At 42.7% G+C, this 12,429-nt stretch carries 18 protein-coding genes; 12 read left to right on the top strand and 6 right to left on the bottom strand.

Annotated elements, in window-relative coordinates:
• Positions 1-107 precede the first annotated feature (107 nt).
• Positions 108-1,124, top strand: a complete 1,017-nt coding sequence (locus MHI27_RS19475) for a S66 peptidase family protein (protein WP_405174491.1) — start codon at positions 108-110, stop codon at positions 1,122-1,124.
• A 47-nt stretch (positions 1,125-1,171) separates the two neighbouring features.
• Here MHI27_RS19475 and MHI27_RS19470 read toward each other — a convergent pair whose 3' ends face one another.
• From MHI27_RS19470 to MHI27_RS19455, 4 genes are all read right to left on the bottom strand, one after another.
• Positions 1,172-1,456, bottom strand: a complete 285-nt coding sequence (locus MHI27_RS19470) for a YxcD family protein (protein ID WP_339804402.1) — start codon at positions 1,454-1,456, stop codon at positions 1,172-1,174.
• Between the two features lie 8 nt (positions 1,457-1,464).
• A complete protein-coding gene (locus MHI27_RS19465; protein WP_042194151.1) occupies positions 1,465-1,893 on the bottom strand; it encodes a membrane protein in 429 nt (142 codons plus the stop codon).
• Between the two features lie 201 nt (positions 1,894-2,094).
• A complete protein-coding gene (locus MHI27_RS19460; RefSeq protein WP_341053155.1) occupies positions 2,095-2,655 on the bottom strand; it encodes a carbonic anhydrase in 561 nt (186 codons plus the stop codon).
• Positions 2,656-2,676: 21 nt separating this feature from the next.
• Positions 2,677-3,012, bottom strand: coding sequence for an iron-sulfur cluster biosynthesis family protein (locus tag MHI27_RS19455; RefSeq protein ID WP_341128654.1), 336 nt, complete (start codon positions 3,010-3,012; stop codon positions 2,677-2,679).
• Positions 3,013-3,175: 163 nt separating this feature from the next.
• On the opposite strand from MHI27_RS19455, the gene MHI27_RS19450 reads away from it, so the two are divergent.
• The 9 genes from MHI27_RS19450 (at position 3,176) to MHI27_RS19410 (ending at position 9,640) form a co-directional block, all read left to right on the top strand.
• Positions 3,176-4,693 (top strand): carboxypeptidase M32, encoded by a 1,518-nt coding sequence (locus tag MHI27_RS19450; protein WP_339796846.1) that lies wholly within the window; start codon positions 3,176-3,178, stop codon positions 4,691-4,693.
• Between the two features lie 56 nt (positions 4,694-4,749).
• Complete coding sequence (locus MHI27_RS19445; RefSeq protein ID WP_405174490.1) at positions 4,750-5,397, top strand: hemolysin III family protein; 648 nt, start codon at positions 4,750-4,752, stop codon at positions 5,395-5,397.
• 149 nt (positions 5,398-5,546) lie between these two features.
• Complete coding sequence (ylxM, locus tag MHI27_RS19440) at positions 5,547-5,903, top strand: YlxM family DNA-binding protein (RefSeq protein WP_036688609.1); 357 nt, start codon at positions 5,547-5,549, stop codon at positions 5,901-5,903.
• Between the two features lie 20 nt (positions 5,904-5,923).
• Positions 5,924-7,309 carry a signal recognition particle protein gene (gene ffh / locus MHI27_RS19435; protein WP_042189471.1) on the top strand — a complete coding sequence of 462 codons (1,386 nt, stop codon included), beginning with the start codon at positions 5,924-5,926 and terminating at the stop codon, positions 7,307-7,309.
• Positions 7,310-7,356: 47 nt separating this feature from the next.
• Positions 7,357-7,629, top strand: a complete 273-nt coding sequence (rpsP, locus tag MHI27_RS19430; RefSeq protein WP_036688604.1) for a 30S ribosomal protein S16 — start codon at positions 7,357-7,359, stop codon at positions 7,627-7,629.
• Positions 7,630-7,651: 22 nt separating this feature from the next.
• A complete protein-coding gene (locus MHI27_RS19425; RefSeq protein ID WP_042128982.1) occupies positions 7,652-7,882 on the top strand; it encodes a KH domain-containing protein in 231 nt (76 codons plus the stop codon).
• A gap of 92 nt (positions 7,883-7,974) precedes the next feature.
• Positions 7,975-8,499, top strand: a complete 525-nt coding sequence (rimM, locus tag MHI27_RS19420; RefSeq protein WP_076299254.1) for a ribosome maturation factor RimM — start codon at positions 7,975-7,977, stop codon at positions 8,497-8,499.
• Positions 8,499-9,281, top strand: coding sequence for a tRNA (guanosine(37)-N1)-methyltransferase TrmD (gene trmD, locus MHI27_RS19415; RefSeq protein WP_076285457.1), 783 nt, complete (start codon positions 8,499-8,501; stop codon positions 9,279-9,281). Before rimM ends, trmD begins: the two co-directional genes overlap by 1 nt.
• 224 nt (positions 9,282-9,505) lie before the next feature.
• Positions 9,506-9,640, top strand: a complete 135-nt coding sequence (locus MHI27_RS19410; RefSeq protein WP_256716277.1) for a hypothetical protein — start codon at positions 9,506-9,508, stop codon at positions 9,638-9,640.
• Positions 9,641-9,961: 321 nt separating this feature from the next.
• On the opposite strand, the gene MHI27_RS19405 is transcribed toward MHI27_RS19410, so the two are convergent.
• The gene (locus tag MHI27_RS19405) at positions 9,962-10,138 is read right to left on the bottom strand and encodes a hypothetical protein (protein ID WP_156113147.1); all 177 of its coding nucleotides are present in this window, start codon (positions 10,136-10,138) and stop codon (positions 9,962-9,964) included.
• 206 nt (positions 10,139-10,344) lie between these two features.
• Between MHI27_RS19405 and MHI27_RS19400 the strand changes: the two genes are divergently transcribed.
• Positions 10,345-10,572: a hypothetical protein gene (locus MHI27_RS19400; protein WP_042189469.1), complete on the top strand. Its 228-nt coding sequence runs from the start codon at positions 10,345-10,347 to the stop codon at positions 10,570-10,572.
• Between the two features lie 57 nt (positions 10,573-10,629).
• Here the strand turns inward: MHI27_RS19400 and MHI27_RS19395 are convergent, their stop codons facing one another.
• Positions 10,630-11,580: a hypothetical protein gene (locus MHI27_RS19395; protein ID WP_405174489.1), complete on the bottom strand. Its 951-nt coding sequence runs from the start codon at positions 11,578-11,580 to the stop codon at positions 10,630-10,632.
• Positions 11,581-11,994: 414 nt separating this feature from the next.
• On the opposite strand from MHI27_RS19395, the gene MHI27_RS19390 reads away from it, so the two are divergent.
• Positions 11,995-12,285: a hypothetical protein gene (locus tag MHI27_RS19390; RefSeq protein WP_042189467.1), complete on the top strand. Its 291-nt coding sequence runs from the start codon at positions 11,995-11,997 to the stop codon at positions 12,283-12,285.
• Positions 12,286-12,429 lie beyond the last annotated feature (144 nt).

The following is a 12,429-nucleotide window of genomic DNA, read 5'->3' as shown; positions in this document are numbered from 1 at the left end:
AGCATGTACTGGTTTTGCGATCGTACGTTGACGCGACTAGTCATGTTCTTTTTTTGTGTAATTGATGTGTACTCTTGATATAATTGCTATAATACTGGAGGTGTCATATGATTAAATATCCGATTTTGAACAAGAATGCGACAATAGGGGTAACAGCACCTTCATCTGGAGTAGGCGCTCAAAATGCAGAGTTAATTAAGTTGGTTTCAAGCCGTTTGGAATCTAAAGGATTTAATATGATTTGTGGGGATACGGTATGGACGCAAGAGAAAGCCAAATCCGCACCGGCCAAAGTTCGTGCTCAGGAGTTTAACGAGATGATGGGCAGTGAGCATATTGATATCCTTATTCCGCCTTGGGGCGGAGAATTGTTAATTGAGGTTCTTGAATTTATTGATTTTGATACTATGAAGGACAAGTGGATCTTAGGCTATTCAGATATTAGCGTGCTGTTGCTTGCAGTTACGTTAAGAACGGGGATTGCTACGGCGCACGGGACTAACCTTGTTGATTTAAGAGGAGAATATTCAGATGATACCACAGCCATGTGGGAAGCGGTTCTAGAGACAAAATCAGGGGATTCTATCGCCCAGCATTCATCGCTTAAATATCAGGGGGAATGGCAACATGATGCTCCTACGCCTTATGTATTTCACTTGACAGAAGATACCCGTTGGAAGACAGTATCCTCTGGTCCTGTAACTATGAAAGGGCGTCTGCTAGGGGGATGTATAGATGTAATTAGGCATCTGATTGGCACACCATTTGGCAATCTGCGGCATTTCCAAGAACAAATGATTAAGAATGAACCGATCCTATGGTATTTGGAAAACTGCGAAATGAATACGGTTGATGTACGTAGGTCATTAGTTCAGATGAAGCTAGCAGGTTGGTTTGAGAATTGTTCTGGCATTATGTTTGGCAGAAGTCCTGCTAATCGACCAGTAGAGAACTACACGGCCGAAGACATCTACGCAGAGCTTTCTGAGGAACTCCAGGTACCTATTGTGTATGATATCGATTGTGGTCATATTCCACCGCAAATTACGCTTATTAACGGTGCGTATGCTGAAGTTGATGTGACGGACGGAGTAGGAACGGTAAAGCAATTTTTCTATGAATAAATGCATACAAAAAAAAGGGACAACCATTTGGGTTGTCCCTTTTAATATTAGTTCTGTGTATTTACAATTGCAGTGATTTCCTCGTCCAGGTCTAGCCTTACATCTTCGCGGTATGCACGAATGCCATATTCGCTAAGCATGTAACGTAGAATCGCCTCGATCATGTTGGACTCAACTAAATATTGACTACGTCCCTGTACCCAAACCTCAGCAGAGTATCCGGTGTCTTCTTCCCAGCTCAGTTCTACTTGAACATCTTCAGGGCGAACCGCTTTACGTTCAGCCATGTGTAGGCAGAGGGCATTGATGATCTCATCCATGCTTAGAACCATTGTTGACATTAGTAACGCCCACCTTGATCTTCTAAACGACGACGTTCTTTTCTGCGACGGAAGAAGGACATCACGAGCATTACGAGCACATAGATAGCAAGCATATTAATGACGAATCCTAGAATGTTACCGAAGGCACCCATACCGGCGAACATTCCGCCGAACAGTAACCCAGCCAAACCACCGATCATCATACCTTTCATTAAGCCGCCACCGCTGAAGAATCCCCGTTTCGTATTCGCAGTAGATCCTGCTGTGGAGCTTTTAGTGCTATCGCTTTTTCTTACGTTATCGGTTGTTGATTTTTTTGGAGTTGTTGAATAGCTGCGAGTGCCGGATTTAAATCCGCCACCACCTCGCTTCGCATCCACAAAGTTCGGGGTAGCTACGGCGAAAAATAGAGTAAAGGCCATTACAATCATCATTACGCGTTTCATTGGTTTCATTTAGTACGAAAACCCTCCTGTGAGTATGAATTTGTGTGCATGTTCAGTATTACGCAGCTAGTCCTACTAGGTTTCAATTTTTATTTAAAATATAAGAAAGTATATGCTTGTCATAATTTATACTTTTTTAATCAGAAAAAAAGCGTGGATCCAGGATCCACGCAATTAGCAGATAGAAGGTAGTTACTTAAATCATTTATACCCATCAACGACAAGCTCAAGCGCTCCGGTAGCCGGATCGATGATCATGCCATGCACTGGTACATTTGGGGGTAGTAATGGATGCTTATTGATCAGATTCACAGTTTGGGATACCCCATCTTGGATATTGTCAAACCCGCGTAACCACTTGGTAAGCTTGATCCCGGAATTCTCCAGCGTGTTTAGCACCTCTTCGGATACTCCGCGTTCTTTTATGGAATTGATCATATGATCTGCATTGAGGGAAGCCATACCGCATTCATAGTGCCCAACTACGATAACTTCCTCCGCGTCAAGTTCATATAACGCAACCATGACACTACGCATAACACTACCAAAAGGCTGAGAAATAACCGCTCCGGCATTTTTGATGATTTTAACATCACCGTTTTTAAAATTCATCGCTTTTGGTAATAGTTCAACCAGACGGGTATCCATACAAGTGATAATCAACATTTTTTTATCTGGATAGCGGCTTGTTAAATACGCTTCATACTCTTTATTCTCTACAAAACTCTTATTAAAGTTAATAATATCGGATACATGGCTCATGGCTATTCTTCCTCCCTAAAATCACTGAATTGTACTTACATTACGCATATCTCTTACCAGGATATTTTTTCCGTAAATCTGTGAATCACTGTCTAGCTTAAAGGAAGAAAATCTCTCCTCGGCATCCAGACGCATCTTGTCCTCATAAAAGATTTCCTGCTGGCGGCTTACGATAAAGGGAAGGGAATCACTTTCAATCCTGGAATCGCCGTCCTCCACTTCTGAAACAATCAGTAATACATTAATTCCGTCACACCCGCAGCCTTCCGTATCATAAAAGAGCTTGAAAAATCCTGGCCGATCTTCAAGCCTTTCCTTCAACTTCCTTTCTGCGAGAGGTGTAACTTGAATCATCATAGCCTGTTCACGCTCCTTTGAATTTTGTGCGAAGCAAGATCTGCTTCTTATGTAACCCATTGAATATTTTAAATTAGAGATGTTATCTCTGAAGTTGATTATACTCATTCAAAAAAGTATCATCAAGAGGAGTCGGCAAAACAGAGAAAGCAGGTGTAATAAAATGGAACAGCAAGTGAAGGAACAGTGGGAGAAATTTAGCGAGTTATTATCAAAAATAAGTGGATATTCAGAGGCCATAGAATTACTTCACTGGGATTTACGCACCGGTGCGCCACGTAAGGGAGTGGAGGTTCGTTCGGGTACGATAGGGATGCTGAGTGGAGAACTGTTCAGACTCGGAATTTCGGAGGAGATGGGAGATTTTACAGCATTTTTTACCCGTCCTGAAGTGATTTCCCAGCTATCACATGATCAGAAGAAGATCGTTACCGATTGCCGTAAAGAATATGAGCGCAGCAAGAGCATCCCTTCCAAAAGATTTGAGGAGTACGCTGTCCTGTCCGCACATTCCCAAACCATCTGGGAAGAAGCCAAGGAGAATGATGATTTCGCTACTTTTGAACCTTATTTAAGCAAGATAGTTGCTCTAAAGCAAGAATTTATCGATTATTGGGGTGTAAAAGGAACGCGGTACGATACGCTTCTTGATATGTATGAGCCTGATCTTACGGTAGAAAAAGTGGATGAAGTATTCAGCCGCCTGCGCAGCCGTTTGGTACCATTGGTAGAAGCTATCGCTGCTTCGCCCAATAAACCGGACACAAGCTTCTTACAGCAGATCTTCCCTAAAGAACAGCAGGAAAAGTTCGGCAACTTTATTTTAGAGCAAATGGGCTACGATTTTGACGCAGGTCGTTTAGATGAGAGTGTGCATCCTTTTGCAACAGGATTGAATCCAGGCGACGTTCGTATTACAACCGCTTATCTGCTTGATAATGTGACTAGTGCCATATTCAGCTCACTACATGAAGGTGGACATGCGCTTTATGAGCAAAATATCAGCAAGGATTTTGTTGGAACACCACTGGCACAAGGTGCATCGATGGGGATTCATGAATCTCAGTCGAGACTATGGGAGAACATGATCGGACGCAGCCGGGCTTTCTGGCAACGTTATTACGGGGATCTTCAACAACAATTCCCGGAACAGCTTGCAAATGTGGAGTTGGAAGATTTCTACCGGGCGATCAACAGCGTGGAGAACTCATTTATCCGGATCGAAGCAGATGAGCTTACATACAATCTGCACATTATCGTGCGTTATGAGATCGAGAAGCTTATTTTTAATGAAGGCCTTTCTGTAAAAGACTTGCCTCAAGTATGGAATGCTAAGTATCAAGAGTATCTGGGTATTACTCCGCCATCTAACGCACTTGGTGTGCTGCAAGATGTCCATTGGTCTGGCGGGGATTTCGGATACTTTGCTTCCTACTCCTTAGGTAATATGTACGCTGCACAGATTCTGAATACACTTCGCAAAGAGTTACCGGAGTTTGATGAGTTAATTGCTGCAGGGAACCTACTACCTATTAAAGAGTGGCTAACCGATAAGATCTATCGTTTCGGCAATAGCTTAACGCCTTCACAAATTATTGAACAAGTAACGGGAGAACCACTGAGTCCAGATTATTTAGCTGATTATTTAGAAGCGAAGTATACGGAGATTTACAAACTGTAATCCAGTAGGGTACGCGTGGTATAATAGAAAGAAAGCTTAGACGGAAGGATATGGATATGGCAAATACTCACACCTACAGCCGGAGAGAAGAAGTCGCGAATGCGATTACGCACGGGATTGGAACGTTATTAAGCGTGGCTGCACTTGTTCTGCTTGTTGTTTTTGCAAGTCTGAAAGGAACGACATGGCATGTGGTCAGCTTCTCCATCTATGGAACGACAATGCTGCTTCTGTATCTGAATTCAACACTAGTGCATAGTCTCAAAGAGGGTAAGGCGAAGGATTTGTTCGAATTTTTCGATCATTCCGCTATTTATCTGTTTATTGCTGGCACGTATACCCCCTTTTTGTTAGTCGCCATTCGGGGAACGCTTGGATGGAGTTTGTTCGGCGTTATTTGGGGAATCGCAGTGTTCGGCGTTTTCTTCAAGGCATTTTTTGTTAAAAAGTTTCTGTTTATGTCTACCGTATTCTACATCGCAATGGGCTGGCTGATTGTAATCGCTTGGAACCCTCTTTCGGCTGTTGTAGCAGACGGAGGAATGATCCTGCTGATGGCTGGAGGTATACTCTATACATTAGGTACTGTTTTTTATGTATGGAGAGGGTTTCCATACCATCATGCGATTTGGCATGTATTTGTCCTTGCGGGTAGTGTCACACACTTCTTCGCCGTATTGATTTATGTACTGCCGATCCAATAATTTCAAGCGTATTTATTGCGTGAAAAAGGGATTTTTAATAAAGAAAGAGATGACAAGCAAAAATGCTTGACATCTCTCTTTCTTTTAGGTATCATAAGGGACGTTGTGAAGGTGTAAAGTGTTTTTCCTTGACGAAGGGAGTGCCCTTAATGAGTCAGGAGAATAGGCTCGAGAAAACGAATCGTATCAATCTGCTTTTTGCCTTTTATGAACGGCTGCTTACAGATAAGCAGCAAACGTTTCTTAAATATTATTTTCACGACGATTTTTCCTTGGGAGAGATTGCCGCTGAATTTGAAATCAGCCGCCAAGCCGTTTATGAACATATTAAACGGGCGGAGCAAGTCCTAGAAAATTATGAAGAAAAACTTGGTTTATTAGTGAAGCATGAGAGTCGTACCAAATATTTAGAAGAACTGCGCAGACTGCCGGAGAATGGGATGCTGCCTGAGCAATATAAACTTCGGTTCGCGGAGATCGTGGATCGCTTGCAGAGGTTAGAGTAGCATGAAGGGAGAAACTGCATATGGCGTTTGAAGGTTTAACCGGAAGATTGCAGAATGTGTTCAGCAAGCTGCGCGGTAAAGGTAAAGTATCCGAAGATGACGTAAACGAAGCTATGCGCGAAGTACGGTTGGCCCTTCTGGAAGCCGACGTTAACTTCAAGGTAGTTAAAGAATTCGTGGCTAAGGTGAAAGAAAAGTCTATTGGCACAGAAGTGATGGACAGCTTTACACCTGGGATGGTCATTATCGACATCGTTAACAAGGAACTAACCGAGCTGATGGGCGGAAGCCAAGCGAAGCTGGCCAAGTCGAACAAGCCACCAACTGTCATTATGATGGCGGGTTTACAAGGGGCGGGTAAGACAACCACTTCGGGTAAGCTGGCGAAGCTGTTACAGAAGGGCAATCATCGTCCATTGCTTGTTGCGGCAGATATTTATCGCCCTGCTGCGATCAAACAGCTTCAAGTACTTGGAGAACAAATTAAAGTTCCAGTATTCTCGCTAGGTGATCAGACTAGTCCGGTAGAGATTGCCAGACAAGCTGTACAACATGCGAAGGATAACGGACTTGATTATGTAATTATTGATACTGCAGGCCGCCTGCACATTGATGAAGAATTGATGGAAGAACTGAAGCAGATTCACAACATTGTAAATCCTGATGAAGTTCTGTTAGTAGTAGATGCAATGACCGGTCAAGACGCCGTGAACGTAGCTGAGAGCTTTAATAAGCAGCTTGAGCTTACAGGGGTTGTATTGACGAAGCTTGACGGCGATAGCCGCGGTGGTGCTGCGCTATCCGTCAAAGCCGTAACTGGTTGCCCGATCAAATTCGCTGCGCTAGGTGAGAAGATTGACGCATTGGAGCCGTTCCATCCGGAACGTATGGCTTCGCGGATTTTGGGTATGGGTGACATGTTGTCGCTGATTGAGAAAGCTCAAGCGAACATTGACACTGATAAAGCTAAGGAAATGGAACGTAAGATGCGCAATGCAGAATTTACGTTTGATGATTTCCTTGAGCAAATGGATCAGGTGAAGAAGCTTGGCCCGATCGATCAAATTCTTGACATGCTGCCTGGCATGAACAAAGCCAAGGGCATTAAGGATTTGAAGGTTGACGACAAGCAAATGGGTCGCGTTGAAGCCATAGTTCATTCTATGACTAAGACGGAAAAGCGTCAGCCCGAGATCATCAACCATAACCGCCGCAAGCGTATTGCTGCTGGTAGCGGAACTTCGGTTGCCGAGGTCAACCGTCTCATTAAGCAATTTGATGAGATGCGTAAGATGATGAAGCAATTCTCAGGCATGATGGGCGGAGGCGGCAAAGCCTCTAAGAAGAATGCGATGAAGCAGCTTAAAGGTCTAGGTGGAAAAGGTATGAAGTTCCCTTTTAAATGATCTTGCTGTTCTAATATCTCGAAACTATTATAAGGAGGTGATTTTTCGTGGCAGTACGTATTCGTCTGAAAAGAATGGGAGCGCATAAAGCGCCTTTCTATCGTGTAGTGGTTTCCGATTCCCGGTCCCCTCGTGACGGTCGTTTTATCGAGGAAATCGGTTATTATAATCCGATTGAACAACCGGCAGTAGTTAAGATCGATGAGGAAAAAGCTCTTAAATGGCTTCAAACAGGTGCGCAAGCATCTGATACAGTACGCAACTTGCTTTCCAAAGCAGGCGTAATGAAGAAGTTTCATGAGCTTAAGCAACAGAAATAATGACTGATTGCGAGGGTCCTCTATGGAAGAATTAGTTGGAGTAATTGCTAAGGCTTTAGTGGATCATCCAGAAGATGTGACGGTACGAGCGGTGGAGAAGGATCACCTAATTGTCTATGAACTGTCCGTACATCCTGATGATGTTGGAAAGGTCATTGGCAAACAAGGAAGGATCGCTAAGGCGCTCCGTACAGTAGTCACATCTGCAGCAGTCAAGAGCGATAAACGCGTAACTGTAGATATTTTATCTTAAATGATGCGTACAATGAGGGGCTAGGGATAGTATATCCCGGCTCCTTTTTGTTCAAATATAGATTAGATGAAGCTTGTAAAGGAGAGGGTTATATGACAGAAGAGTTAACCGTAGGCAGACTTGTAAATACGCATGGTATTCGTGGGGAGATTAAAGTACTATCACATACCGATTTCCCTGATGTTCGTTTTGCTGCAGGTAAGAAGCTGCAGGTGATCCCTGCAGATGGCAGTTCTAAATTCGAAGTAACTGTAGAGTCCGCTCGTGAGCACAAGGGTATGTTCATCGTTAAGCTCAAAGGGTATACGAACATCAATGAAGTGGAAAAATATAAAGGAAGCCTCCTGAAGGTTCCGAGTAATGATCTGGTTGATCTCCCTGAGAACGAATACTACTTCCACCAAATCGTCGGTTGTGAGGTATACACGGATGAAGATGAAAACAAACCACTCGGTACGATTACAGAAATCTTACAGCCTGGTGCGAATGACGTATGGGTTGTTAAACCTGCAAAAGGACAAGACATTCTAATTCCTGTAATCAACGATGTAGTCCTGAATGTGGATATAGAAGCCAAACGAATTGTTGTCCATTTGATGGAAGGGTTATTGCCATGATCAGAATTGATGTGCTTACGCTCTTTCCAGAAATGTGCGAAGGCGTATTCAGCACAAGTATTCTTGGTAAAGCACGTGAAAAAGGAATAGTCTCCTTAAATGCTGTGAACTTCCGTGATTTCTCGGGAAATAAGCATAATAGTGTGGATGATACACCGTATGGCGGTGGCGGGGGTATGGTGCTCAAGCCTGATCCGATTTTTAATGCAGTCGAGCATGTGCTTGGTATTACACCGAACGAGGAAGATCACAATCGATCTGATGAAGTGGTTTCTGTGAAACCACGTATCATCCTTATGTGCCCACAAGGAAAAACTTACAATCAGAAGATTGCAGAGGAACTGGCGCAAGAGCAGCACCTAATCTTCATATGTGGGCATTATGAGGGATATGATGAGCGGATTCGTGAGCATCTGGTAACTGATGAACTCTCAATGGGTGATTACGTGCTAACAGGTGGAGAGCTGCCTGCGTTGACGGTTATAGATTCCATAGTCCGGCTTCAGCCAGGAGCACTTGGAAATGAAACCTCTGCGATATCTGACTCGTTCAGCACTGGACTGCTAGAATATCCACACTACACACGTCCTGCCGAGTTTCGCGGCTGGAAGGTACCGGATATTTTGCTGAGTGGTCATCATGCTAACATCGACATATGGCGGAGAGAGCAGGCACTGCTGCGCACGTTGGAACGCAGACCGGACCTGCTTGAGACTGCAGAACTTACATTGAAAGACAAAAAGACACTGGAACGTCTAAGAAATGTGGACAAACCGGAGTGATAATAATTTAATGAAACAGGTATATTTGACGTCTTTTTAACGTATCTTACGTTGAGGAGGCGTTTTTGTTATGTGTACCTGAGAACAAATAAAATAATAGTTTTCAAAATAATATGAGTATTGGTGCGTTAAAAGCTTCTTTTTAGGGTAATGAATAGAGGTGCCGCACTAATATATGCAGCTGATAACGCAGCAAGCTTAACTATTGAAGGGAATGAACTGAAGTGACTACGAAGACGCATGAAGAATTCAAGCCTAACGTGGACACAATCCACAAGGAAGCGGAGCCGCTCCGCACCGTGAATGATATTATCGATTTTTATACAAATCGCAATGCCCATTCGCCATTTAAAGAGTGAACATATAAGATTGAATGTTAGGGATTGATTGTTAGGCTTAATAAAACCATTAGATACAGTGAATTTTGTGTTCGCTGTCGCTAATGGTTTTATTCTTTTAGAAGGTAACAAAGCTTGAATCCTATTACTCCGGTTAAACTATAAATAACCACTTTCCGATGAGATCTAGCATCTCAGCGAAAAGTGGTTATTTTTGAAATTATAAGAAAGTATAAGTTTCACGATATACTTTATTCTTATAATTCTCGCACAAACGCTTACCGTCCTTAAAAGGACGCCGTAGGCGTTTTAGCTTGCTATAAAAGTTCGTGGAGGCACATGTTATTCTTTGCGTAATATTTTGTGTACTCCTGTAAGGAGTGAGTACAGCGCAACACATACGAGAACAGTAACAGCCCATGCGTAGTTGCGAACGGTGTAAGTAAGTGAAGCTAAAATAACGAAAATGGTGATACGCAGTACGCCTTCTTTAATAAACTGTTTTCTTTCTACATTCATGAGATTGGCCTCCTCGAATGGATGGGATATTGCGGACTGTTAGCCGTAGATAGGTCTTACATTATCTATAGCCTTGAGGAATACGAAAGATACAAGGATCGAAAAAAGTAAATATTGACCCAAAGTCCGACCTATGTAAGTTCGCCGTTACCGACCTGTACTCCTACACATAGATTATATCATTACGAACAAGGAGGAGTACACTAGTGGAAGCTTATTATAATTGTTTGCGTTGTAAGGATAGAAGGGTGCGGATTCTGACTAGAGACGGTAGACAGCATGAAGGTGTTATTACAGATGTAGACAGATACAATGTTTACTTAAGAACTGACAATGGTTCTGTGCATACTTCTGCTTTTTGGGGAAATTCTTTTGCCGGAAATCAGATCTTAACTTTAAGTTTATTCACTCTGTTAGCCATCGCATTAATCTAATCATTAGGAATCAAAAACAGACCGCCCAATTATCCCGGACGGTCTGTTTACTGCTGATTACTGTACTGTAATTGCGCCTATATTTGAGCTTAGGGACAATAAGGGGCCGCCTCCATTGATATCGGTCTTTCCACCTTCTACACCTTTGATTTGCCCGAGATCACTATTGGCTTCTAAGCTGCATTTCATACCATCGGCTAAGACAGCACTGAGGCTGCCGACCTCTGTTTTGGCTTTTAGGCTGCTATCATTCTTCATCCCTGCTATATCCATTCGTATGCTGCCAGTATCGGATTCTACAGTGGATTTGCCAGTGATTTTAGCTCTTTCAATGTTGATCGCTCCAACGTTGCTGACGATTTGATAATTCCCCTCTAGATTGTGAAGACGAATTTGACCTACGTTATTTGTGATTTTATATTTATTCATGCTGGCGGGGAGCTCTATATTATAGCTTATGCTAAAATCTGAATATCCATATTTGTCTTGCGCCCATGTCCATAAGTCCTTTTTAGGACTTGATTTGGAATGCGTGGACACCTTCAACGTATCACCACTGACCTCTACTAAAACTTCAGCATCATCCATAATCTTTTGACGGTCAGACGCATGGAAAGAGCTGTTGTGGGCTGAGATCGTTGCATTTACATGGATCAGATCTCCTGTAACAGCTGTAACTTCTATTTCTCCCACTGCATTGTCCATGCTGAGTACGGATGCTGAACCGATCGCTTGAGATACGGAGAGTTCTTTGCTAATGCTGTCTGCTTTAACTTCGTCAACTACCTTAGTAGCTGTTTCCTCAACGGCTTGCTGCACAGTTGCAGCTGCTTTTCCTAGCTCTTGCTTGACAACTTCACCAATGTTCTGGTGCACATTCTCAGAAATACTCTTTTCAACCTCATTTTTGGCAGATTGTCTGCCTGGTAATTCAGTACAACCGGCCAAAAGTACGATAGATAATACGGCTACTGCTGCTAATACACTATTATTATTCCTTTTCCTCATTGAAAAAACTCCTCCTCATATATGGGTGTATGTGATCTGACATATGTGATTTCGTTATGTACTTCTGTAAGTATAGCTTATGGAATTTATCTGTAAAAACGGCTGGAGGCGGGTTATTATACTGGACCAAAGACTAGGTCTCAAAAGTGTTCACTACACTTCGATTTTTAATTGTGCTAAAATAAATGAAAGATCACTCGCTGAATAAATACGATACGGGTACATATTTAAAAGTGCGCGGAAATCCTCATATAGAACCTTCAGCAGCTACTGGAAATCGCTTTTTTCGGATAGAAGTGCATAGGTGTGCTAAGGCTACATTGTATACAGATATAGACCGTTACCTCACTTGCAGAACAGGGCGGTCTTTTTACTTTCTTTCTTTAATAAATCCTGAAGGGTGGAGGGAGCCAAATGAAATATGTAGCCATTTTGCTTGCCTTAGTAGTTTTGACAGGCGTATATTTTTTAGTCTGGAAACGGAAAATAAATACTACAAAAAATTATCCGCGTACCACTCAGAGCAATGTAATCTCAATGGATAGTCATCGTAAAGCCAAACAGAGCCCAGGGGAGCAGCCTTGCTCTTCTTGTAAGAAGAAGAATGGAAAGCTAGTCTTCTATGCACAAGATAATGGAACTGTGGTTGGTCTATGTAAAGATTGCCAATCGAAGGCGAAAAAAAGAGATATGCTACCGCTTTAAATAGAAAAAATAAGTTGTATTAGCCCGTCCTTTATGGTATTATTATCTCTGTTGTGTGGAATACGGTGGTCCGCTGCGGATAATGAGGGAGAGCAAAGATCTCTCCGGAAGAGGCAAGAACACCTGTACGGAAGGAGGAAGTCC

Origin of the sequence: Paenibacillus sp. FSL H8-0261 (assembly GCF_045040645.1) — a bacterium.
Taxonomy (GTDB): domain Bacteria; phylum Bacillota; class Bacilli; order Paenibacillales; family Paenibacillaceae; genus Paenibacillus_AQ.
The sequence above is the reverse complement of the archived record's forward strand: the minus strand, read 5'-3'. Positions and strand labels throughout refer to the sequence as shown.

What these genes read in the sequence shown, in the direction of transcription:
- rimM (WP_076299254.1), top strand. Translation starts at nt 7,975, where the DNA reads ATGACAGAAGAGTTAACCGTAGGCAGACTTGTAAATACGCATGGTATT.
- MHI27_RS19450 (WP_339796846.1), top strand. Translation starts at nt 3,176, where the DNA reads ATGGAACAGCAAGTGAAGGAACAGTGGGAGAAATTTAGCGAGTTATTA.
- MHI27_RS19405 (WP_156113147.1), bottom strand. Translation starts at nt 10,138, where the DNA reads ATGAATGTAGAAAGAAAACAGTTTATTAAAGAAGGCGTACTGCGTATC.
- MHI27_RS19455 (WP_341128654.1), bottom strand. Translation starts at nt 3,012, where the DNA reads ATGATGATTCAAGTTACACCTCTCGCAGAAAGGAAGTTGAAGGAAAGG.
- ylxM (WP_036688609.1), top strand. Translation starts at nt 5,547, where the DNA reads ATGAGTCAGGAGAATAGGCTCGAGAAAACGAATCGTATCAATCTGCTT.
- MHI27_RS19395 (WP_405174489.1), bottom strand. Translation starts at nt 11,580, where the DNA reads ATGAGGAAAAGGAATAATAATAGTGTATTAGCAGCAGTAGCCGTATTA.
- MHI27_RS19390 (WP_042189467.1), top strand. Translation starts at nt 11,995, where the DNA reads ATGAAATATGTAGCCATTTTGCTTGCCTTAGTAGTTTTGACAGGCGTA.
- MHI27_RS19460 (WP_341053155.1), bottom strand. Translation starts at nt 2,655, where the DNA reads ATGAGCCATGTATCCGATATTATTAACTTTAATAAGAGTTTTGTAGAG.
- MHI27_RS19445 (WP_405174490.1), top strand. Translation starts at nt 4,750, where the DNA reads ATGGCAAATACTCACACCTACAGCCGGAGAGAAGAAGTCGCGAATGCG.
- MHI27_RS19465 (WP_042194151.1), bottom strand. Translation starts at nt 1,893, where the DNA reads ATGAAACGCGTAATGATGATTGTAATGGCCTTTACTCTATTTTTCGCC.
- MHI27_RS19470 (WP_339804402.1), bottom strand. Translation starts at nt 1,456, where the DNA reads ATGGTTCTAAGCATGGATGAGATCATCAATGCCCTCTGCCTACACATG.
- ffh (WP_042189471.1), top strand. Translation starts at nt 5,924, where the DNA reads ATGGCGTTTGAAGGTTTAACCGGAAGATTGCAGAATGTGTTCAGCAAG.
- MHI27_RS19475 (WP_405174491.1), top strand. Translation starts at nt 108, where the DNA reads ATGATTAAATATCCGATTTTGAACAAGAATGCGACAATAGGGGTAACA.
- MHI27_RS19425 (WP_042128982.1), top strand. Translation starts at nt 7,652, where the DNA reads ATGGAAGAATTAGTTGGAGTAATTGCTAAGGCTTTAGTGGATCATCCA.